We start from the raw sequence: 22,350 nt of genomic DNA, 5'->3' as shown, positions 1-22,350 counted from the left end.
AATATGAGTTACAAAATAAGCCTTTCTAATATCACCACCTTTATATTTGATGTTGATGGTGTTTTAACAGATGGAAACGTCTACCTTTTCAACAATGAAGTCGTTAGATCATTAAATTCGAGAGACGGTTATGCTCTTCAATATGCCACGAAAATGGGGTATAACATTTTTGTTATAACAGGCGGAAACTCAGAAGCCGTTAAAGAAAGATTACTTTCCGCTGGAGTCAAAGAAGTTATTTTGAAAGCATCCAACAAACAGGTAGTTTATGCAGAGTTAAAAGAAAAACATAACATAACTGACCAAGAAGTATTGTATATGGGCGATGATATCCCAGATTACAATGTAATGCAACAAGTTGGTATTGCTGCTTGTCCTCAAGATGCTGCGATCGAAATTAAAAACATTTCACATTATCAATCTCCATTTGATGGTGGTCGTCATTGCGTGAGGGATGTAATCGAACAAACTTTACGTGTTCAAGGAAAATGGTTTTCTGATGCTGCTCACGAATGGTAGGAATTTAGCGCTTAATGATTTTAGCAGACCAAATTTGTTGCTGGTCTTGAATACTTAAAAAGTAAATTCCTTCATCAAGGTCTGTTAAATTCAATCGAGCCTCAAGCTGTCCAGAAAAGACTTTCTTCCCTTGAATATTTAATAATTCATATTGATTTCCAATCAACTCATTTGGCAAGTAAATTAAACCATTTGTCGGATTAGGATACACCTGTACAACTTCTGTAGTTTCTTCAAAAAGGTTGACCAAATCTAAATCTCCGATTGAATTATTCGGAGCTTCATCGTTTGGTCCAATTTTAGCCAACAAAACATCTGTTCCTAATGATAAACTTAAAGGATCATCGCTTACTGTACCTACAACAACAACTCCATTATCGCTTGCTAAAATCATTTCTTGGGCAAGATCATCATTATATCCTGTTAAAGGGTGACTCGCTTGAAAAGTTAAATTTGAAGGTTTATACCTGTGAACAAGAAGATCCAATCCTCCAGGATAAGGATTTACTTCAGGAGTACTCGTATGCATAGCCATGTACATTGTATCTCTATTTTTGACACAAATCGAACTAAAGTAAGTACTTAAATCATAAAATTCTTCATAATATTGACTTATAAAGTCTCCTGTCAAATCACATTTCGCCACCCAAAGATCTGTTTTATTTTCAACTGAATTTTGTAAAAAACCAACAAGGTAAATTGTATCATCATAAATAGAGAAATCGTTAATCGTGGAAACACCGCCTTGATTTAAAGATTCAGACCACACTTCTGTTCCATCATTATTGTAAGCGGTTAAAACTCCCATTGAAACACCAACTGTTCCAACATTTCCACCAATCAAAAATTCAGTCGCCGATAAGGTATCTACAACATTGATGAAATCATCTTCAGGTGTTTGTACTGTTTTTGTCCACAATGTATCACCCAAAGCATCAGTTCTAACCATATACATATCTCTTCCTTGAGATTCCAGCCCTTCAGTTTCACCAACCAAAATAAGTCCCCCATCAGAAAGTAAAGCTGCATCATTTAACTTCTCCCAATCACTTCCACCATATGTTTTCTCCCAAAGTAAATCACCATTTTCATCTGTTTTATACAAAACAAAATCAAAATCACCATTGGGAGTAGACCCCGTATATCCAGCGATAAAAAAACCATCATTGGGTATATGAATTACACGAACTCCGATATCGTCTCCGTAACCTCCGTAATCCTTTGTCCATTGCTGATTTCCTAAACTATCTGTTAACATTAAAAACGCTTGCCCTGACTCAGAATTAAAACCAGCGGAAGTCCCTGTCACAACATAACTTGAATCAGGCAACTGTGTCACTCCATTCCCTTGATCAAAGGGTCCTCCAGAATATTTATTGTAAAAAGAAATCTGACCTTCACTATTAAATGAAAATACAACCAAAGAAAAAAGTATTATATATCTCATAATTTCCATGCTAATCTGATTAATCCTGAATGTCCGTATTGACTGTTTAAAAATGCACCAAGAATATCTTCCGTTCCTATTCCAAACACAATTGATTCTGATTGATAGTTTGCATAAAGTCCTAATCTAAAATTACCATACCCACCATATGTCAATTGAGAACCGAAAGAAATCTTTTTCATCGCTTGGTAATGTACTCCAGCAAAAACCATTGGTCGGTAAACACGATTGGTATACAAACGAACACCAAAAGTTGATTGTAACTTATCTTTAGAATGATGAGTAGCCACTTTTCCTACCTGAATAAAACCCGGTAAAAAATGAGTAGAAGAGCTTTTACTTTCAGTAATCCCTAATGTATCCTTTAATGTTGTTGAAATACTATCTCCGAAAAAATTGTCCAATTGAAAACCACTATAACTTATTTCATTAGTAACCTTTTGTTTTTGAGCATCATTCAAATGATACAAACCTAGATTCCTTGCTGAAATTTTCATTACTCCATTAAACTCATTTTCATTTCCGAAGGGTATATGATAATCAAAGTTTACCGCTCCTCCTATTCCTTTTATATCAGAATTTGCGTTTCCTTCAAGCATTTCGGCTCTAAGGTTTAGCCCTACTTCAGCTCCATCATTAAAAAATGAAATCGCTCCTCGATCGACAACAAGCTGCGTAAAGCTCATTGGCAATATCACATTCAATGACACAAAATTCTTATTCTTACGGTTATGAATTCCTCCTCCTAAACTATAGAACTGAACATATTTCAATTCATTATTATTGAATCCTACAGTTTCATTTAAGAAGGATTTATTGCCTAACAAGGCTAAACCAAAAATATCATCTGAATACTCAGCATAACCATGATAGTTACTTGAAATATCTGCCATCCAACTCAGATTAGGTCTAGATTTAAAAATCTGACGAGAACCTCTGTATTCAATTCTAAATCTCGCTCCAACCCCTACACGATTCGAATTTAAATGTTGATCATATGATTCCTGACTCAATTCATCTGAAACTTCACCACCAAATAGAAATTTTCGAGATAGTTCATTCTGTAAATTTGAAGCATGTTGGAGAACACTACCGTTAATAATAAGCTGCTGTTCAAACACGGTCGAATCATATAATTCCGGTAAAAGCTCTTGAGCACTTAAATATCCATTAAGCGTCAAAAGAGAACAGAGGAATGATAATTTAATTTTATCAAGTATCATAATTGAGATTTAAGCTTTAATTCACTCATTAATAATAAATGTAAAGCTGCATTTGCATAAACTTTATTATTATTAAATGTTGTACTTGAAAAAGTTGCGGTTACCACTATTGATTTTGTTTCAGGTAAAACATTAACGATTGACTCTTCTACATTAAAACGCAATTCATTCTCAATAGGCTCGTGAGCATCATTACTCACATTAGTCTGAGCAGGTAAAACACTTCCGGTGCTATTAATCTTCGCCAAAAAAGCACCATATTCATCTATTAATTCAAGTTTTACTTCTGCACCAAAAGGGAAAGTATTGGTGGTTTGAAGAATTAAATCACCAGATTCTACCCTTAATAATTTACTATCATTTTTAAAATCAATATCAAAAGTATCTCGCAATGTCAAACTATCCGCCCCAAGTTTCAAAGGGAAATCTGCTTTTAACTCAATTCCCAATCGACTTTCTGGATACAACACATCATTTCCACTTGAAGTATTTCCCAAAGGATTTAACTCAATAGCATACCCAAGATTGTATTGACTCCCTATATTTTCTAGAAATGCTTCCAAATTTCCTGTTGATTGATCAAATAAAAAGTTTAATTCTGATGGAGAAATTGAGCTCCAAGAACCTGTTGCAGGATTAATGATAAACTCCTGATTAAAATAGGGATGATCTAGTGACACTGAAGTTCCATTATAATTCACACTTTCAAACTGACTAATTTCGCCCTTTGCTCTAACCTTTATCCCATTTTGAATAATCAATTCTAAATTTAAATCTTCTAAATTAATTGCGCCACCGACAATATTTTTTAAAAAGTCTACATCAACTGTATTTGTATCTGAAAAAATGATATTTCCAAAATACCCTTTCGCATAATCAAAAGTGAGATTTTCAAAACTAACAATCGTTTTAAAAACATCTTGGTTTGTTACTGTAATTGCAGAACCATTTGGGTCCGTAGATATTCTCATTTTAGATTGTAGTAAGTTATATAACTGACCAGTTTCTCCTGTCATATCAATAGAATAACCTGTTAAATCCAGCTCCAAATTTGCGATACCTGGATTGGCCATTGTTCCTCCAGGAACATTTTCCGTATGTGTAAATACACTCCCATTTTTCACAACTCCTGGTAAAGTCACATGAAAAACACCCGTACTCGCAATAGGATTTTCGATGCGAATGTTGGCCTTACCATTTTCAACCCTAACATTTGTTAAGGCTGTTTCTCCAAGATCAAATTCATGCTCCTTAATTTCATCTACAAAACTTGTCCCAGGGTTTAAAGTCAATGAAGGAAAATTAATAGTAAAAGTTTGTTCAATTGAAGTGTCTGGAATTTCAACAAGTGAGGTTAAATCAAGATTAACTAAACTTCTTTCTGCTATAATTTGAATTGACTGATCATTATTAATGGCTAATGTTGAATCGTTCACATAATCTTTAATGACCAATGAATCTTTAATAAGAGGGACAACCCAATCAGATTTCCAACTCGTTTCATTCTTCCTACACCCTATTGAGAGTAATACAACAAGCAACAAAAAAGTGAAGTTAAATTTCATAAAATAGTCAATTAATTATTCAAGAATGATTGTTCATTCAGCAGTTCAAGCAAAAAACGAATTTAATTTCTAATAAGTTGTTAAACGATAACAAAACTAAGGAAAAACATTTATTTGTTTAGGTTAGGTCATAATTTATAAAGAAAATCATTTTTTTAAATGATTATTTATGAAAGCGTGTTAATTTTGGTGGAATCATATATTTAGAGAAATGGAATACTTAGCATATATTATTGTCGCATTAATCCCTGCATTATCTGTAACTTTTGTTGTCATTACCTTTTTAAAAAAACAAAACGAAAGAGATGTCACAACTTTGAACATGGACCTTAAGAAGGAACGTCAAAAATTCTTTTTAGAACCTCGAATGGAAGCATACCAAAGAGCTGTTTTACTCCTTGAACGCATCAATCCACAAAGTTTGATTATGCGTTTACACGACACAAACAAATCTGCAGTACTACTTCAAACAGAGCTACTCAGCAACATTCGAAGTGAATTCGATCATAATGTAGCACAACAAATATTTATTTCGACCTCTAGTTGGGAAATGGTCAAAAAAAGTAAAGAAGAAACCATTAAAATTATTAATGTTGCTGCACAATCTTTAAAAGAAGATGCGAGTGCTATAGAACTATGTAACAAAATTTTTGAAATCGTTGGTGAACTAGATGAACTACCTACAGAAATTACAATTAAGGTTTTAAAAGAAGAATTACAAAGGTTATTTTAACAATTCCAGTTCAACTTTTAGCTTATTTTTTCGTACTATTGATTAAAACAAAATTATGCGATTTTCATTTTTTATTACAATACTAATTCTTTGTTTTTCTTTCACAACTTCAGCACAAGAAGGTAAAAAGGAAGAGCAATTAATACAATTCTCTGGAGTTTTGGTCTCAAGTGATAGCTTAAACCAAGTATCTTACGCTTCAGTTATCGATAAATCTACTGGAAAAGGAACAATGTCTGACTATTATGGATATTTCAGTTTCGTGACAAAGCCTGGAGATACAATTTTATTTAACGCTTTTGGATTCAAAACTAGTTCATATATCGTTCCAGATTCATTGAAAGAATCGAGATATTCTATCATTCATGTTATGACTCCAGACACCTTACAATTGCCAGAAGTTGATGTTTACCCTTGGCCTTCAAGAGAGGAGTTCGCAAGAGCATTTGTTGAAATGGATCCTTATGACGACGCATTAAGAAGAGCTCAAAAACAACTTTCTGGAGAAAGCTTAGCTTTTATTGCATCACGTGTTCCAACCGACGGAAAACTTTCATATAACTGGCAAACCGAACAAAGACAAACGCAAATTTACACACAAGGTCAAACGCCTATCAACAACTTATTAAATCCTGCAGCTTGGGGACAATTCATTGAATCATGGAAGAATGGAGAACTTCAAAGGGAGTAAGCGCTTTGATGTTCATATGATTTAAACGATATTAAAAAAAAAGGCGAACTTAAAACTCCCTTGGTTTTCAATTCATTTACACTTCTTTTATAGTGTAATTCCTTGGCCATCCTAAAAAAGAGATTAAGGCAATTAATTTTATTACTTCAAGGATAATTAGATTAGTACTGACTAGTTTTATAACACTTGAAATGCGTTCTATTTAGACACGTGTTACTTTATTCGATTTCTTGATTGAATAGCACCAACCATTTTATATCAGAAAAAAATCTACGCTAAATCAACAGATAAGGAAGATTAAGGAAATAAACTTAATGTATTACTGAAAATATTTTAGGCCTGCCATTTCATAGATTCTAAAAACTTTAAGCCAATAAAATCAATGCAAATCTAATGTAAGAATACGAAAAGGAACAAATTACATTTGAATCTTATAACGCTTAAAGAAAGCCTCCCAATTCCACAAAAAGTTCTTCATAATTTCATCCATTCGTTTTAAGAACAGAGGATTTGGAGAATCCATGCTTTTGAAATAATCATCTTGACTATCATTCAGTTTATACTTATAAAACATAGATTTTGACATGCTATATAAAGTAACTTTAGAAGGATGATTCACGCGTGACATAAATGAAGAATAATCTTTCACATGTTCCTCTAATTCACTTACAGTCATTTCGAAAGCATCTGCAATCTTTTCATAAATCAAAGGTTCAAGCGTCGATAATTTCTTTGAAGAGAAGGAATCCCCTAAAGATTTTAAGTTTCCAACAATTACAATCATTGCGAAGTGCCCATCAGAAGCATTACTCAAATTTGGTTTTTTCTGAAATGCAGGATCTTCCTCCATAATAAATTTCACCTCCTCAAAACCTTTGTCTATAACACCTAAAACGCCATTGACAAAAACATTTGCAAGCTGTTCATCTGAAACTTTCTTTCTAAAGAGTGTATTTAGCATATCGCGTATTTTTGTTGAGAATCCAATTACAAAGTTAAGTAGATATGAAATTAATATAACCTATTAAAAAATTGGCTTTTCAACATTTTTATTAACATACCGCCCGAAAACACTCATTTTGGAATAAGTTTTAGTTAAAATATTAAAATTAGGATTAAAACATTTTTTCTTATGTTAAAAACAAAACACTTAGTAAATTAGCGCTTTTACACCATTAAACGCATTAATAAAAGTAAATGTCTCAAAAAAAATCCAGCCTATTATTCATTACGATTATTATTATTTTAATCATCGCCTTACTCTACTTGCTTAAACAAACAAATTCAAAAATAAAATCTCCTTCTGAAAAACCTGATGCTATTGAATATCAACTTTTGGAAGTAAAGGAAGAAAGAGCTCTTCAAATTCATGCCATTGTTCAACCAACAATTATTGAAGAAGTAATAATGCATGTCAATGGAATAGTCGATAGTCAAAACAAAATAATCACCAAAGGGACTCAATTTTCAAAAGATGAGCTTTTAATAAAACTTGATCGTGTAGAGCAATTATATGAATTGTTGGCCCAACAAAATGAGTTTAAAACCTCCTTAAAAGAATTGTTGGATATAATCATGCATAAAGTACCAGATCAATTTCAAAAATGGAATGCTTACGATAAGCAAATCAATGTTGCTCAAACAATCCCTTCACTGCCAAGCACTAAATCTACTATTGAAAAAAATATCGTAGACGGTCTTAATATTGAAAAGCAATTCTATAAACTAAAAAACCTGAAGATCAATCTTCAAAAACATTACTACTCTGCTCCTTTTTCGGGATTCGTTTATGAAGGAAGTATTCATCCAGGAAGTACTATCAGTAGCAACAAAGTGATTTTGAGAATAGCTAAAAATGGAAGTTATATCTTGAAATCAAAAATAAATATTAGAGATTTTGAACGCTTGGGTAAAATTGACTCAATTCAATTTACACATCAAAAAAGTAATTCAACTGTATATGCAGATTTAATACATTCCGAATTTGTTTCAATGGACTCTACTTATATAGAGGCTGTTTTTGCAATAAAAGGAGATCATCAATACTTAAACGGTCAAATCTTAACCGCAACAATTAATGCAGAAAACCCTACCATCCCTAACTCTTCCATTCACAATGACTCAGTGACCATATTTAAAAACAACGAGTTATTCAAATTAGGTATAAATGTAATTGCGAAATCAGAGGATTCTTCAAGAGTAAAAGGATTGCCAAAAGAATCATTTATAATTGTTAATCCATAAAAAAACTACAGCCGTGGGAGACTGTAGTTTTCTTGTGCACTACTAAAAAAATATCTTTGAATTTCTTATTGCGAAAGCGGAGTTAACAAGTCATGTTTTTCTATCAATTTTCTAATATTGATTAGTGCATATCTCATTCTCCCTAGTGCAGTATTGATACTTACACCTTCTTTTTCGGCGATATCTTTAAACGACATTTCTTTAAAAATTCTCATATTTAAAATTTCTCTTTGAGATTCTGGTAAGAAATCGATTAAACCTATCATCTGTGTAACCAATTCGTTGTGTACAATGTCATCCTCAACATTATTGTCTTTCAATTCAAGCAAATCAAAGATGGTATAATCTTCTGATCTAGAACTTGATTCTGAAATCATACGCACCTTATTAGATTTCCTAAAATGATCAATCATAAGGTTGTGTGCAATTCTCATTGCCCAAGGAAGAAACTTACCTTCTTCGTTGTATGCTCCTTTTTTAAGGGTCTTAATCACCTTAATAAAAGTTTCTTGAAAGATATCTTGTGACAACGCCTCATCACGGATTTTCATAAAAATATAGTTGTATATTTTATTTTTATGTCTATTCAAAAGCGCTTCAAAAGCCTTTTCGTTTCCGTTTATATATAAAGCTACTAACTGCTTGTCTTCTTGTTTAGATAAGTTCATAATTACTCAGTTTTGAGATTAACTAATAAATTAAAATTCTGTTTTCGAGTAAAAATGTTTCTATAAGCAATTATTTTTATGAGTAAATATTAAAACCAAATATAAGTTTATTTGTTAAAATAGCAAAAATCAATCCAAGGATTTTAATTCTACGGTTCTATGACGTCTCGAAAGTAGAAAAGGTTGACCGAAACTTAACTTTTTTTTAATCTAACAATGTTAAGTGTAATATTCATTGATTTAAATGTGTATTAATGAATATTTTCATCTCAACTCTTTTAAAATATTTAACCAATTATACAATCAACAATAAATGATAGAAATAAAAATCAAGAATAATTATTGAAAACAATCTTAAATCAAATGGTCTTAGTTATTTTTGGCCACTAAAAAGAACAGAAATATGCCGAAATTATCATTCAAAGCGACAAACATGCCTGCTTCTCCAATTAGAAAATTGGTTCCTTTTGCGGAGGCAGCTAAATCACAAGGTAAAAACGTGATTCATTTAAATATTGGACAACCTGATATTGAGACTCCAGAATCAGCGAAAAATGCAATAAAGAATACACAAATCGAGGTATTAGAATATTCACATTCTGCAGGGTTCGAATCATACCGTTCAGGATTATCTAATTACTACGCAAAGAATGATGTAAAAGTAAGCAAAGACGAAATTATCGTTACAACAGGTGGTTCTGAAGCCTTACTTTTTGGATTCTCAGTTGCGTTAAATCCTGGAGATGAAGTTATAATACCAGAGCCTTTTTATGCCAACTACAATGGTTTTGCCAATACAACAGGGATCAATATCGTTCCTGTTACTTCAAAAATTGAAGATGGATTTGCATTACCAGCAATTGAAGAATTCGAAAAGAAAATTACAGATAAAACAAAAGCTATTCTAATTTGTAATCCTGCCAACCCGACAGGATACTTATATACACAAGAGGAGTTAGAAAAATTAAGTGAGCTGATCAAAGAAAAAGACTTATTCTTATTCGCTGACGAAGTTTACAGAGAGTTTTGTTATGATGGAGCAAAACCTTTTTCTGTTATGAACCTTCAAGGTGTAGACGAAAATGTAATCTTGATAGATTCAGTTTCTAAAAGATATTCTATGTGTGGAGCACGTATTGGAGCATTAATTTCACGCAATAAAGAATTTATGGATTCTGCAATGAAATTTGCTCAAGCAAGATTATCTCCACCAACTTATGCACAAATTGCCGCTGAAGGTGCTCTTGACACTCCGCAATCATATTTTGATGACGTAACGAATGAATATGTTGCTCGTCGTGACATCATGGTTGATGGTTTAAATAAAATCAAAGGAGTTAATTGTCCAAAACCAAAAGGAGCTTTTTATGCCGTAGCAGAATTCCCTGTAGAAGATACTGAACACTTCTGCCAATGGTTATTGGAAGATTTCGAATATGAAGGAAATACTGTAATGATGGCTCCTCTAAGTGGATTTTACGCTACAAAGGGATTAGGAAAGAAAGAAGTCAGAATTGCCTACGTTTTGGAAAAATCACAACTTGAAAATGCATTAACCTGCATAGAAAAAGCACTTAAAAAGTATCCAAACACAACATATTAATTTCTAGAAAGTTTTGAGCATACAACAACACATTAAAATTGCCGCTGACGCCGTTGTTTTTAGTTATGACGAAAAAGGTCTTTACCTTCTTTTGATCGAACGTAAAAAAGCAGAAAAAGGAAAAGATTGGGCTGTTCCTGGTGGATTTATCGAGGACAAAGAAACTCCTGAACAAGCTGCCATTCGTGAGCTAAAAGAAGAAACAGGTATAAAAACTAAGCAAATTCGACAATTTCATACTTTTGGTGAAGTAAAGAGAGACCCTCGTTTCAGGGTTATCTCTATCGCTCACTATATTTTAATGAAAAGAAAAGGCACGCAACCACAAGGTAATGACGACGCTAAGTCTGCACAATGGGTTAACCTAAAAGAAATCCCAGAATTAGCTTTCGACCACAACGAAATGGTAAAAATGGCTTTCAATCAGTTGCAAAAAAGTATCTCTTCTTTAAATATTGATTGTATTGCAGAAGAACCAACATTAGAAGATGTAAAATTAATTTCTAAACTCCTTGGTAAAGTAAAATTGAGGTAAAATCAATTAATTCATATAATAAAAACGGGCTAACCAAATTTGGTTAGCCCGTTTTTATTATAACCTCTATTCTAATGTTTACTGATTGTTCTCAATAATATAATCCAACACTTTAGTCATCAAATGCACACGATCTTTACCTCTTACATTATGCTCGTGCATTGGATAAGGGAAAAAATCAACTTGAATTCCTAAATCGATAAATTTCTTTACCAAAGCCAAATTGTGTTGCATCACAACAACTGGGTCTGAAGTTCCATGAATCAACAGTAAATCACCTTTTAAATTTTTCGCTTGATTCAATAAACTTGTTTTCTCATACCCTTCCTTATTTTCTTCAGGTGTATCCATGTAACGCTCTCCATACATCGCTTCATAAAACTTCCAGTCAGTAACCGGACCTCCAGCTACACCAACTTTAAACACCTCTGGAGACTTCATCATCATTGTTCCTGTCATATAACCACCAAAACTCCAACCATGTACAGCAATTCTATTGGTATCTATATAATCAAGTCCGCTCAAATACTTCACTCCATCCATTTGATCTTTATGTTCAATTACTCCTAAATTTCTATGGATAACATGTTCAAACGCTACTCCTCTATTTCCAGAACCTCTATTATCGAGTGTAAACACAATATACCCTTGATTGGCCATCCACTGCATCCATAAACTTGCTCCGTCTAACCAGCTATTGGTAATTAATTGAGCATGAGGTCCACCATAAACATAAATTAAAACGGGATACTTTTTGGTCGCATCAAAATCATGTGGCTTAATCATACGCGTATACAAATCAACTCCATCTCTTGATTTGATAGGCTTAATTTCTGCTTCTGAAACCTTATATCCTTCAAGCGTATTTTCTGCTTTGATCAACTCCTTTACTTCTTTTCCATTGGATTTGCGAATTAGTGCAATATTTGGAACATTATGCGCTGAATATTGATCAAAAATGTAAGAAGCATCCTCATTAATTTTTAAACTATGCGTTCCTTCTTCTTTGGTCAACAACTTTTGTTTTCCTTTTAAATCTACCTTATATAATAAAGTATTTAAAGGATATTCCCCAGTAGCTGTGAAAAACACTTCACCATCATCGGCTTTAACAATATCTTTAAGGACAAATATATTATTGGTCAATTGAGATTTCAAAGTTCCATCCTCTGAATAATAATAAAGGTTATCAAAACCGTCTCTTTCACTTACCCAAACAAAATCGTTACTATTTTTATTTGGAAAATGAGCAGGACGTTCTGGCTCTACCCAAGTTGTACTTTTTTCTTCAAATAAGGTTTTAGCTAAAGTTCCATCTACATTATACTTTTGTAGCCACATGTGTTTTTGTGAACGCGCTACTTCAGCTAACATTACATATTTCTCATCTGGAGTCCAAGACACATTAGTAATGTAATTTTCTTTACCATGTTGCGTTGAAATAAAAATGGTTTGTTCCGACTCTAAAGAAAATATTCCAAGTTTAGCTTGTTCACTTGCTTGCCCCGCCATTGGATATTTTATAGATGATAACTCTCCAGGCAAAGCGTTAATATCAAGAAGAGGATAATCATGAACATTAGATTCATCCTTTTGATAAAAAGCTAATTTGTCACCACTAGGAGACCAGAAAATACCTTGAGTAATTCCCATTTCACTTCTCGCAATTTCTCGTCCTGATACAATATTTAAATCCTCGTTTGAAGTCACTGCAAGGTGATGATATTCACTAACAGGAGTATAATAAAGGTTATTATCTAAGGTATAGGCGATATTTTCAAATTGGTGATCAAAAGTAGCACGCTCTGCTTCTTCTGGCAATTCAATTTTCGTTCCTTCTTTAGTTTCAAGATTATAAGTTACAACTTGATTTCCTAATTTAAGTACAATGGTATTTTCATCTTTCCATTGAATACCTGCGAAATAATTAAATTGGACACCTAAAGCACTATTAACATCAGAAATATGTAGCACTTCTTTTTCCTCACCACCTACTTCACCAACAACTAATGTTTGATATTGCTTTAAATAGGAGTATTTCTGAGTGTTTTTTATCCAATCGAAACCAAAAACATGTTGTGGGTAAAACTGTCGATATTGTCCCGAAACAGCATCTTTAAGTGTCAAGTCTTTTTGAGCATCTATAATTCCTACAAAAAAGGTAGAGAACAATAGAAAAAGAAAGTATTTTTTCATTTTTAATAAAAATTTTTAATTTGTGAATTCCCAAATATAAACAATATATGTACCGAAATTATTAACCAACTGCTTAATCAGGCAAAGCAAAGCGTTATAATTAGGCGCTGAGCATTAAAAAGAAAAAGAAAACAAACATTTTTCTAAATCTTTTCAACGTGTATTTGTTATTCAAATCTTTAAGTTATATATTTGCATCCCCAAATTTTGGGATTATTGTCTTATTTTTAAAATTAAAGAAGTGGATACATTAAGTTACAAGACTGTCTCTATCAATAAAGAAAACGCTGAAAAGAAGTGGTTATTGGTGGACGCAGAAGGCGAAACGCTAGGGCGTATGGCGAGTAAAGTAGCGCAATTGATCCGTGGGAAACACAAGCCAAACTTCACTCCTCACGTAGATTGTGGTGACAATGTCATTGTAATCAACGCAGAGAAAGTTGAAATGAGTGGTGACAAGTGGTCGACGAAAACTTACATTCGTCACACAGGTTTTCCAGGAGGACAGCGTTCATTAACTGCCGAGCAATTAAGAGAAAAACGTCCAGAGCGTTTAGTAGAAATGGCTGTAAAGCGTATGTTACCTAAAAACAAATTAGGTAGTCAGTTATACAAGAACTTAAAAGTTGTTGTTGGATCTGAGCATAATTATGCTGCACAAAAGCCAGAAACGATTAATCTTGAATCAATCAAATAGTGAGTATGGAAATTATCAACACATTAGGAAGAAGAAAAACTTCTGTAGCACGTGTTTACATGAAGCCAGGAACAGGTAACATTACAGTAAACAAACGTGACTTTAAAGTATTTTTCCCAGTTGCAACTTTACAAACTAAAGTTCAACAATCATTTGCTGTTACAGAAACATTAGGTCAGTATGACGTAGTTGTTAATGTAAACGGTGGAGGGATTAATGGTCAAGCAGAGGCGATTCGTTTAGGAATAGCTAGAGCTTTGGTAAAAGTTAATGAAGAAAACAAGCCTTTATTAAAAGAGCATGGTTTAATGACACGTGACCCAAGAATGGTTGAGCGTAAGAAACCAGGTCAACCAAAAGCACGTAAGAAGTTTCAATTCTCGAAACGTTAGACTTACAATAACTTTATTTGGCGCTTGTTTAGTATCCAAATGGCAAAGTACTTTTCGCAAGAACCCTTTGTTATTGATTACTAAAGGAACGTAAACACGAAACAAAAAATTAAAATGTCAAAAAAAGCAGATTTTAAAGAACTTTTAGATGCAGGTGTACACTTTGGACACCTCAAAAGAAAGTGGAACCCAGCAATGGCTCCATATATATTTGATGAGCAAAAGGGTATTCACGTAATTGATTTAAATAAGACAATCGCTCATTTAGAGCAAGCTTGTTTAGCAATGAAACAAATTGCAAAATCGGGTAAGAAGATTTTATTTGTTGCTACTAAAAAACAAGCAAAACAAATTGTTGCAGATCGCGTTAAAGCAATCAATATGCCTTACGTTACAGAGCGTTGGACAGGTGGTATGTTAACAAACTTTGCAACAACTAGAAAGTCTGTCCGTAAAATGGCGACGATCGACAAAATGCAATCTGACGGTACTTGGGATACATTATCAAAACGTGAGAAATTATTCATCACTAGACAACGTGAGAAATTAGAAAAGAACTTTGGTTCAATTGCTGACATGACTCGTCAACCAGCGGCTATTTTCATCGTTGATGTAATGAAAGAGAACATTGCATTGAAGGAGGCTTACCGTTTAGGTATTTCAACTTTCGCAATGGTTGATACAAACTCTAACCCAAAACTAGTTGACTTCCCAATTCCAGCAAATGATGATGCTTCAAAATCTGTTGCAATCATTATGGATTATGTTACTGCAGCTATTCAAGAAGGTTTAGAAGAGCGTAAAGCTGCTAAATCTAAGCAAGATGCTGACAAAAAAGCTGCTGAAGCAAAGAAAAAAGAAGCTAAAGCCGCTAAAAAAGAGGAAGTAAAAGAAACAAAGACAGAGGATAAATCTGAAGCGAAAGCAGCAGATAAATCAGAATAATAATTTTTGTAATTTAAGATATTATGGCAATTACAGCTAGTCAAGTAAATGAATTAAGAAAGCAGACAGGTGCAGGAATGATGGACTGCAAGAAAGCTTTAGTTGAAGCAGACGGTGATATGGAAAAAGCAATTGACTTTTTGCGTAAAAAAGGTCAGAAAGTTGCTGCAAAACGTGGAGACAACGAAGCGAACGAAGGTCTTATCTTTGCTGAATCTAAAGGAGATGTTGGTTACATCATCAAATTGAACTGTGAAACTGACTTTGTTGCTAAAAATGCAGATTTCCAATCTTTCGTAAAATCTATCCTTACGGTAGGTATTGAGAATGGTGTTGATTCTGTAGATGAACTTAAAAAGTTAAAGTACAATGACAAACTAACTGTTGAAGAAAAGTTAGTTGAGCAAATTGGTGTTATTGGTGAGAAATTAGATTTATCTGATTTTGCTAAGGTTTCTGCTACATGTGTAGTTGCTTACAACCACCCAGGAAACCAATTGGCTACATTAATTGGATTGAACAAAGAAGGTGAAGAAGTAAATGATGCTGGTAGACAAGTTGCTATGCAGGTTGCTGCAATGAACCCAGTTGCATTGAACAAAGAAGGTATTTCTCAGGATGTTATTGACAACGAATTACAGGTTGGTAAAGATCAAGCAATCGAAGAAGGTAAGCCAGCAGATTTAGCTGACAAAATTGCTCAAGGAAGATTAAACAAATTCTTTAAAGAGAATACATTGTTGAGCCAAGCATTTGTTCGTGACAATAAATTGTCAGTAGAGCAATTCTTAAACTCAGTTGAGTCAGGATTGACTGTTACAGACTTTAAACGCTTTTCATTAAGCTAATTAATATTTGAAGTAAAAGAAAGAGAGAACATTGTTTCTCTCTTTTTTTTGTCTTATTTTGCAGAAAATTTATAAATATATAACGATTCTTAATCATGAAATACAAAAGAGTTCTGTTGAAATTAAGTGGAGAGTCACTTATGGGAGATAAACAATTCGGAATTGACAACGCCAGATTAACCAAATATGCAGAACAAATTAAAGAGATCACCGATCTAGGTGTTGAACTAGGAATCGTAATTGGAGGAGGGAATATTTTCCGTGGTGTACAAGCTGAAGAAGGTGGAATGGATAGAACTCATGGTGACTATATGGGAATGTTGGCCACTATGATCAATGCAATGGCTCTTCAATCTGCCCTTGAAAGTGCAAACATCGATTCAAGATTACTTTCTGCTATTGAAATGAAAGAAATTGCTGAACCTTACGTTAGAAGAAGAGCTGTTCGACATTTAGAAAAAGGTAGAGTAGTTATTTTTGGTGCAGGTACTGGTAATCCTTATTTCACAACAGATTCTGCTGCATCTTTACGTGCTATTGAGATTAATGCAGACGTAATTATCAAAGGAACTAGAGTTGATGGAGTTTATACTAAAGATCCAGAAAAAGATCCAACAGCAGAAAAATATGATAAAATTTCATTTGATGATGTTTACTCAAACGGCTTAAATGTAATGGATATGACTGCTTTCACTTTGTGTAAAGAAAATGATCTACCTATAATTGTATTTAATATTAATGAGGAAGGTAATTTGAAAAAAATTATTGAAGGAGATTCTGTAGGAACTGTTGTTGCTTAATCTTATCCTTCTTAAATTTACCACTATATTCAATGGTTATAACAATTAGAAAAAATGACTGAAGAAATTAATGAAATTATTAATGAGTTTAAGGAATCAAACAATAAAAGTTTGACTTTTTTAGATTCTGAATTAAGAAAAATTAGAACTGGGAAAGCTACTCCTGACATGTTAGATGGTGTACTTGTCGAATACTACGGTAGTATGACGGAACTTAGCAAAGTAGCGAATATTGGTACTTTGGATGGACGTACTTTGACCGTACAACCGTGGGAGAAAAACATTCTAGGAGAATGTGCTAAAGCAATTATTAATGCAAATTTAGGTTTAGCTCCACAAGATAATGGAGAAATGTTAATCATTAACATTCCTATGCTCACTGAAGAACGAAGAAAAGAGTTGGCGAAAATTGCTAAGTCTGAAGGAGAACATGCAAAGGTGAGCATTCGTAACAACAGAAAAGATGCAATGGACTTCGTAAAAGAATTAAAAAACGAAGGGTTATCAGAAGATGATGCGAAAAATGCAGAAGGATCTATTCAGGAAGTCACTGATCAGTTTGTTAAGAAAATTGATTCGATAATTGAATTGAAAGAAAAAGATATTATGACTGTTTAATCAGTATATAATTTCTAAAAAACTTTAAGCTTTCCTTTTTGGAGGGCTTTTTTTTTGTTCAAATATTCCAATAAGGAATGAGAATAAGAGTAAATCATACACATTTAATTCTTAATTTATATCTACCATCATAAATTATTTAATGCTTAGAATATGCTCTTGATATGCCCCCTAATACAGCTTGATTTGATCTAAATCAACTACTCACTAAATACACTTATTCATAATCAAATCTATTGGTCTTGAGATCTAACATAAAAAAGAATAATGGTTTAAAACAATTATAAATAGAAATACATCTATTTGTTATCACACAACAAAAAAGCCCTGACACAAAATGTATCAGGGCTTTTAAAGTATTATTAAAGTTGTGATTACATTTTCACGAACTTGATATTTTCAACTTGATGTCCACTTTGAACTCTAATGATATAAGTACCTTGTGTTAAATCACTAACACCGAAACCAATTTCATTACGTCCTGCATGAGCATTTGTTTTTTGGATTTGTTTAACCATTCTTCCTGAAATATTGAAGAATTGTATATCGACTAATTTACTTTCAGCAAGATCAACAACTAGAGTTGAGTTGTAACTTGATGGATTAGGATAAACTTCAAGTTTGAATGGACTGTCTTCCTCAGCTTTTTCAATTGGATCATTTGTAGCAACATTTAAAACTGCATCCGTTGACCAAATACCGCGACCAAATGTACCAATAAATACTTTTCCTGGTACTTTATTTCCTTCATCCCATGTTCTCCATGCTTGACGAATTTCATAAGTCGGTACACCAGCGAAACGTGGATCAGAAACGTCTAACCAAGTTGCTCCACCATCTTCAGAAAGTGATACACCTGTAAAAGTTGACGCAAATAAAACATCACTATCTTCTCTATCGATCACTACATCATAGAATGCAATTCCATTTTGAGAACCAACACTTGTCAATGAAGGAGTTGCTGATGCGGCATTACTAGAACGGTAAACAGAACCATTAAATCCTTGAACAGCAACTAAATCATTCTCGTCATGTGGATTAATTCCAATACCATAGAAATTACCATTACCAACAGTTACCATTTCTGTTGCTGTTGCTCCATCATCTAAACTTAATTTTGATCTAAAGTCAGCATCTGAAGTATAAACTGAACCTAAACCAGACAATCTATAAACTGATGAACCTGCACATGTATACATATGGTTTAGATCTTTACTAAATGCAACATCTAATTGAGCAACATTTCCAACACCTTCCATTAATCGAACCCAGCTTGAAGAAGTTGCAGATAGTCTCATTGCATCACGTGTACCCCAAATTTCACCACCATTTCGGTTAATTCCGAATACAAACCATGATTGGTAAGGGTCTTGAACAGTTAAAGTATCCCAAGCAACATTTAGCATTACAGTATCTCTACCAAATGCAGCAACACCTGGACCATTTGAATTTGAACCATAATAAAAGTTGTAAGGATTAACTTCTGTTACAATTACTGTATCAGGTCCGTTTGGAACATCAACTGCAATTGTATCATCAACAACTGGTGGAGTACTTCCTGAAGAACCTGGCAAATGAGTATAAGAATAAACACCTAAATCGTAGCTTACACCTGAAGTATCAACAACCTCATATTGAGTTTCTGTCAAGGCAGGATCATAATACAAAGTATCATCGAATTGTAAAACGATTGGTGTGATGTATTCGATTGTATCACCAGATGCCATACTAGGAACCATTACTGTATCACCGATATCGTATTGTTGATTTGGAATGTAAATTACTGAATCTTCAGAATTTTCATCATAATATTCACCTAAATGGAATTGTGTATGGAAAGGGTGTTGACCACCATCTGTTCCTGTAGGGTCATAACCAGAACCTAACAAAGCAGGTGTAAATGCAGTCATTGTTTGACCTCCATCACCAGTTCTTTGGAAAGAGTTATAGTAAAGACTTGTTATGAATACATTTGGATTAAAGAAAGATATTTCAGCTGTAAAACCATCACCACCTGTTACTTCTTTAAATTCTTGGTAAGTTGCGTTATTAAGATTATTATATAATGAACCATTATCTTGAGTACCTCCTAAAACTGCACCATTTCTATCGTGAGAGAATGCATAAAATTGTGTAATGTTATACCCTCTATTCGCTGGGTAAAAAGTTCCACCTTGGTCTAGGGAAACACCGACACCACCATCATTTCCGATATATAACCTATCGTCTGAATCCCATTTCAACTCATGGTTATCTGCGTGTACATACAAAGGACTAGTTGGACTAGCAAACCAAACTGAAATAGTATTCCAACCTCCAGCAGGTGGGTTATTGATTTGTTTTTTCCATTCGTGTAAGTCAATACCACCAACAATTACACGATCAGTATCAGTTGGATCAAAACTTACAACTGTATTATATGTACCTTGATTACGATAATCGATTACACCATTATTAATATTTGGACCAGTTGCAGCTGTGTGTTTCGTCCATGAGTTACCACTATCTAGAGAAATCCATTGACCTTGATTATTTGAAGAAGTTGTTGCTGCATAGATATTATAAGTTCCATCTGATTTCTTTTTAGAAACCGCATATTCGATTCTAGAAAACCCAGATTGAGAAATCTCACCATTCGCAGGATTAGAACCTGATGCTGAAACTAAAGAAAAATCTTGCCCCCAATTGGTAGAGACCCAAGTTTCAGAATTATTTGAAGCAACAACGATCACTTCACCATCAGATGAGTAAGCTAAAGTTCTAGCTCCATTCCCTCCGAATGCAGTCACGTCTTCAACAGTTCCACCATAAGTATATGATTTCAAACCTGAAGTTGTTGTAAAGTAAATTTTAGAGTCATATTGTGTTGCTGCAACTCTATTGATTTTCCCAAAATTATCCGTTGTTGGCACCAATTCCCAAGTCGCTCCATTATCAGTTGTTACAAACAAACCTTGTCCATTCCAACTCTCATCAATAGAACCTGTCGCAACGTAAATATTTCCATCAGCATCCTGTGCCATAGAAGAGATAAACTGACCTCCAGGGAAAGTTTGAACTCTCTCCCAGTTATTTGCGCGGTTCACTGATCTGTATAATCCACCAGAAACACCACCTGCCCAAATATTCTTGTTATCTGTATGATCAATTAAAATTGCTCTTGTACGTCCACCAATATTATCAGGACCTAATTCATTCCACTCAACTGTTAAGGCTTTCGTTTGAGGTAAAGATCTATACTTTTTAAGTATAGTGTTCAATTTACCATCTTCAATGACTTCACCAGTCTCAACATCAATCATTGTTGTTTTAACCCATTCTTCAAAGCCATTTGATCCAGTTTGAGCCGACAGAGCTCCTCTTTCTTGAGAGTACCTACTCCCTACGTCATTGTTCATCACACTAGGGGTGATAAAGGCTGCTGTAGCTATTGCCACTGCTCCTAATCCTCCTAGAATTAATTTATTTCGCTTCATATTCATAATAATACTTTCGGTTTCACATCTATTCCAAAGCGCCAATTTAAATAAAATATTCAAATATTTTATAACTTTTTAACGCCAAAATTATTCAACTATAAAATTAGATCAATTAACATTTATTAAAAACATGCTTAACACATGATTCCACTAAAAATATACAAATCTAAAATTAAATTATTCTGTCATATCAAAAATATGACGTTCAGCATGATAAGAAGATCTAACAAGTGGACCAGACTCTACATACTTAAAGCCCATTTCAATTCCCTTCCTCTTATACTCCTCAAATCTTTCTGGAGTTACAAATTCTGCTACTGGTATATGCTTCTGTGTTGGTTGTAAGTATTGCCCCAAAGTTATAATATCCGTCCCAACCGATCTTAAATCTTCCATGGTCTCCAAAACCTCCTCATGTGTTTCTCCCAAACCAAGCATAATTCCTGACTTGGTTCTCATTCCTGCTTTTTTAATACGAAACAAGGCTTCTAAACTTCTGTCGTATTTCGCTTGAATTCGAACTTCTTTTGTTAACCTTCTTACTGTCTCGACATTGTGAGAAACAATTTCTGGAGCAACATCTAGTACAATTTGTAAGTTTTCCCATTTCCCAGCAAAATCAGGTAAAAGTGTTTCTAATGTTGTTCCTGGAGACTGTTTTCTTATTGCACGAACAGTTTGCGCCCAAATATTAGCACCTCCGTCCTTTAAATCATCTCGATCAACTGAGGTTAAAACAGCATGCTTAACTTCCATCAGTTTTACAGAGTTTGCAACACGTCCAGGTTCAAAAACATCTACCTCCTCTGGTCTACCTGTTTGAACAGCACAAAATCCACAAGAACGCGTACAGATGTTTCCTAATATCATAAATGTTGCAGTACCTTCGCCCCAACACTCTCCCATATTAGGACAACTCCCACTTTCGCAAATTGTATGTAACTTATGTTCATCCACAAGTTTTCTTACATTTCTATAAGCATCACCTGTAGGCAACTTTACACGTAACCATTTTGGTTTTTGTATTTTCGTTTGTCGGGCTTTCTCAACTACTGTCATAGCAATCTGTAATTAAGTATTTCTTTTCAATTCAAGGAATTCTTTAAAACTGCCTTTGAAGTCAAGAAAATACTATTTTTGTATTTAT

The 22,350-nt window shown here is 33.7% G+C and carries 20 protein-coding genes; 12 read left to right on the top strand and 8 right to left on the bottom strand.

Annotated features, from left to right (window positions below):
• Positions 1-3 precede the first annotated feature (3 nt).
• A complete protein-coding gene (locus DXU93_RS06730) occupies positions 4-519 on the top strand; it encodes a KdsC family phosphatase (RefSeq protein ID WP_116880511.1) in 516 nt (171 codons plus the stop codon).
• A gap of 4 nt (positions 520-523) precedes the next feature.
• On the opposite strand, the gene DXU93_RS06725 is transcribed toward DXU93_RS06730, so the two are convergent.
• From DXU93_RS06725 to DXU93_RS06715, 3 genes are read right to left on the bottom strand one after another with little or no spacing between them, the layout of a single operon-like run.
• Positions 524-1,966, bottom strand: coding sequence for a T9SS type A sorting domain-containing protein (locus DXU93_RS06725; RefSeq protein WP_165851352.1), 1,443 nt, complete (start codon positions 1,964-1,966; stop codon positions 524-526).
• On the bottom strand, positions 1,963-3,189 hold the full coding sequence (locus DXU93_RS06720) for a hypothetical protein (protein ID WP_116880509.1): 1,227 nt from the start codon (positions 3,187-3,189) through the stop codon (positions 1,963-1,965). The genes DXU93_RS06725 and DXU93_RS06720 overlap by 4 nt, the downstream gene beginning before the upstream one ends.
• Complete coding sequence (locus tag DXU93_RS06715) at positions 3,186-4,754, bottom strand: hypothetical protein (RefSeq protein WP_116880508.1); 1,569 nt, start codon at positions 4,752-4,754, stop codon at positions 3,186-3,188. The genes DXU93_RS06720 and DXU93_RS06715 overlap by 4 nt, the downstream gene beginning before the upstream one ends.
• 211 nt (positions 4,755-4,965) lie before the next feature.
• On the opposite strand from DXU93_RS06715, the gene DXU93_RS06710 reads away from it, so the two are divergent.
• The gene (locus tag DXU93_RS06710; RefSeq protein ID WP_116880507.1) at positions 4,966-5,487 is read left to right on the top strand and encodes a DUF7935 family protein; all 522 of its coding nucleotides are present in this window, start codon (positions 4,966-4,968) and stop codon (positions 5,485-5,487) included.
• Between the two features lie 55 nt (positions 5,488-5,542).
• A complete protein-coding gene (locus tag DXU93_RS06705) occupies positions 5,543-6,178 on the top strand; it encodes a carboxypeptidase-like regulatory domain-containing protein (protein ID WP_116880506.1) in 636 nt (211 codons plus the stop codon).
• 418 nt (positions 6,179-6,596) lie between these two features.
• Here DXU93_RS06705 and DXU93_RS06700 read toward each other — a convergent pair whose 3' ends face one another.
• Positions 6,597-7,139: a hypothetical protein gene (locus tag DXU93_RS06700; protein ID WP_116880505.1), complete on the bottom strand. Its 543-nt coding sequence runs from the start codon at positions 7,137-7,139 to the stop codon at positions 6,597-6,599.
• 236 nt (positions 7,140-7,375) lie between these two features.
• On the opposite strand from DXU93_RS06700, the gene DXU93_RS06695 reads away from it, so the two are divergent.
• Positions 7,376-8,422 (top strand): efflux RND transporter periplasmic adaptor subunit, encoded by a 1,047-nt coding sequence (locus DXU93_RS06695; protein ID WP_116880504.1) that lies wholly within the window; start codon positions 7,376-7,378, stop codon positions 8,420-8,422.
• A gap of 65 nt (positions 8,423-8,487) precedes the next feature.
• Here the strand turns inward: DXU93_RS06695 and DXU93_RS06690 are convergent, their stop codons facing one another.
• A complete protein-coding gene (locus tag DXU93_RS06690; protein WP_116880503.1) occupies positions 8,488-9,090 on the bottom strand; it encodes an RNA polymerase sigma factor in 603 nt (200 codons plus the stop codon).
• 403 nt (positions 9,091-9,493) lie between these two features.
• Between DXU93_RS06690 and DXU93_RS06685 the strand changes: the two genes are divergently transcribed.
• Positions 9,494-10,693, top strand: coding sequence for a pyridoxal phosphate-dependent aminotransferase (locus DXU93_RS06685; protein ID WP_116880502.1), 1,200 nt, complete (start codon positions 9,494-9,496; stop codon positions 10,691-10,693).
• A 13-nt stretch (positions 10,694-10,706) separates the two neighbouring features.
• Positions 10,707-11,228: an NUDIX domain-containing protein gene (locus DXU93_RS06680; RefSeq protein ID WP_116880501.1), complete on the top strand. Its 522-nt coding sequence runs from the start codon at positions 10,707-10,709 to the stop codon at positions 11,226-11,228.
• Between the two features lie 78 nt (positions 11,229-11,306).
• Here the strand turns inward: DXU93_RS06680 and DXU93_RS06675 are convergent, their stop codons facing one another.
• On the bottom strand, positions 11,307-13,424 hold the full coding sequence (locus tag DXU93_RS06675) for a S9 family peptidase (protein ID WP_116880500.1): 2,118 nt from the start codon (positions 13,422-13,424) through the stop codon (positions 11,307-11,309).
• Positions 13,425-13,665: 241 nt separating this feature from the next.
• On the opposite strand from DXU93_RS06675, the gene rplM reads away from it, so the two are divergent.
• The 6 genes from rplM (at position 13,666) to frr (ending at position 17,724) form a co-directional block, all read left to right on the top strand.
• On the top strand, positions 13,666-14,121 hold the full coding sequence (gene rplM, locus DXU93_RS06670; RefSeq protein WP_116880499.1) for a 50S ribosomal protein L13: 456 nt from the start codon (positions 13,666-13,668) through the stop codon (positions 14,119-14,121).
• Between the two features lie 5 nt (positions 14,122-14,126).
• A complete protein-coding gene (rpsI, locus tag DXU93_RS06665) occupies positions 14,127-14,513 on the top strand; it encodes a 30S ribosomal protein S9 (protein WP_116880498.1) in 387 nt (128 codons plus the stop codon).
• A gap of 114 nt (positions 14,514-14,627) precedes the next feature.
• The gene (gene rpsB, locus DXU93_RS06660; protein WP_116880497.1) at positions 14,628-15,458 is read left to right on the top strand and encodes a 30S ribosomal protein S2; all 831 of its coding nucleotides are present in this window, start codon (positions 14,628-14,630) and stop codon (positions 15,456-15,458) included.
• 23 nt (positions 15,459-15,481) lie between these two features.
• Positions 15,482-16,306, top strand: coding sequence for a translation elongation factor Ts (tsf, locus tag DXU93_RS06655; protein ID WP_116880496.1), 825 nt, complete (start codon positions 15,482-15,484; stop codon positions 16,304-16,306).
• Between the two features lie 95 nt (positions 16,307-16,401).
• Positions 16,402-17,106: a UMP kinase gene (gene pyrH / locus DXU93_RS06650; RefSeq protein WP_116880495.1), complete on the top strand. Its 705-nt coding sequence runs from the start codon at positions 16,402-16,404 to the stop codon at positions 17,104-17,106.
• A 54-nt stretch (positions 17,107-17,160) separates the two neighbouring features.
• Positions 17,161-17,724 (top strand): ribosome recycling factor, encoded by a 564-nt coding sequence (gene frr / locus DXU93_RS06645; protein WP_116880494.1) that lies wholly within the window; start codon positions 17,161-17,163, stop codon positions 17,722-17,724.
• 374 nt (positions 17,725-18,098) lie between these two features.
• Here the strand turns inward: frr and DXU93_RS06640 are convergent, their stop codons facing one another.
• Positions 18,099-21,200: a T9SS type A sorting domain-containing protein gene (locus DXU93_RS06640; RefSeq protein ID WP_205679238.1), complete on the bottom strand. Its 3,102-nt coding sequence runs from the start codon at positions 21,198-21,200 to the stop codon at positions 18,099-18,101.
• A gap of 180 nt (positions 21,201-21,380) precedes the next feature.
• Positions 21,381-22,262 (bottom strand): lipoyl synthase, encoded by an 882-nt coding sequence (gene lipA / locus DXU93_RS06635; RefSeq protein ID WP_116880492.1) that lies wholly within the window; start codon positions 22,260-22,262, stop codon positions 21,381-21,383.
• Positions 22,263-22,350 lie beyond the last annotated feature (88 nt).

This window comes from Brumimicrobium aurantiacum (genome assembly GCF_003402975.1).
GTDB lineage: Bacteria > Bacteroidota > Bacteroidia > Flavobacteriales_D > Crocinitomicaceae > Brumimicrobium > Brumimicrobium aurantiacum.
This window is presented reverse-complemented; position numbering and strand designations above follow the sequence as displayed.

Coding starts and splice junctions, on each gene's coding strand:
- DXU93_RS06730 (WP_116880511.1), top strand. CDS start 4: ATGAGTTACAAAATAAGCCTTTCTAATATCACCACCTTTATATTTGAT.
- DXU93_RS06725 (WP_165851352.1), bottom strand. CDS start 1,966: ATGAGATATATAATACTTTTTTCTTTGGTTGTATTTTCATTTAATAGT.
- DXU93_RS06720 (WP_116880509.1), bottom strand. CDS start 3,189: ATGATACTTGATAAAATTAAATTATCATTCCTCTGTTCTCTTTTGACG.
- DXU93_RS06715 (WP_116880508.1), bottom strand. CDS start 4,754: ATGAAATTTAACTTCACTTTTTTGTTGCTTGTTGTATTACTCTCAATA.
- DXU93_RS06710 (WP_116880507.1), top strand. CDS start 4,966: ATGGAATACTTAGCATATATTATTGTCGCATTAATCCCTGCATTATCT.
- DXU93_RS06705 (WP_116880506.1), top strand. CDS start 5,543: ATGCGATTTTCATTTTTTATTACAATACTAATTCTTTGTTTTTCTTTC.
- DXU93_RS06700 (WP_116880505.1), bottom strand. CDS start 7,139: ATGCTAAATACACTCTTTAGAAAGAAAGTTTCAGATGAACAGCTTGCA.
- DXU93_RS06695 (WP_116880504.1), top strand. CDS start 7,376: ATGTCTCAAAAAAAATCCAGCCTATTATTCATTACGATTATTATTATT.
- DXU93_RS06690 (WP_116880503.1), bottom strand. CDS start 9,090: ATGAACTTATCTAAACAAGAAGACAAGCAGTTAGTAGCTTTATATATA.
- DXU93_RS06685 (WP_116880502.1), top strand. CDS start 9,494: ATGCCGAAATTATCATTCAAAGCGACAAACATGCCTGCTTCTCCAATT.
- DXU93_RS06675 (WP_116880500.1), bottom strand. CDS start 13,424: ATGAAAAAATACTTTCTTTTTCTATTGTTCTCTACCTTTTTTGTAGGA.
- rpsI (WP_116880498.1), top strand. CDS start 14,127: ATGGAAATTATCAACACATTAGGAAGAAGAAAAACTTCTGTAGCACGT.
- rpsB (WP_116880497.1), top strand. CDS start 14,628: ATGTCAAAAAAAGCAGATTTTAAAGAACTTTTAGATGCAGGTGTACAC.
- tsf (WP_116880496.1), top strand. CDS start 15,482: ATGGCAATTACAGCTAGTCAAGTAAATGAATTAAGAAAGCAGACAGGT.
- pyrH (WP_116880495.1), top strand. CDS start 16,402: ATGAAATACAAAAGAGTTCTGTTGAAATTAAGTGGAGAGTCACTTATG.
- frr (WP_116880494.1), top strand. CDS start 17,161: ATGACTGAAGAAATTAATGAAATTATTAATGAGTTTAAGGAATCAAAC.
- DXU93_RS06640 (WP_205679238.1), bottom strand. CDS start 21,200: ATGAAGCGAAATAAATTAATTCTAGGAGGATTAGGAGCAGTGGCAATA.
- lipA (WP_116880492.1), bottom strand. CDS start 22,262: ATGACAGTAGTTGAGAAAGCCCGACAAACGAAAATACAAAAACCAAAA.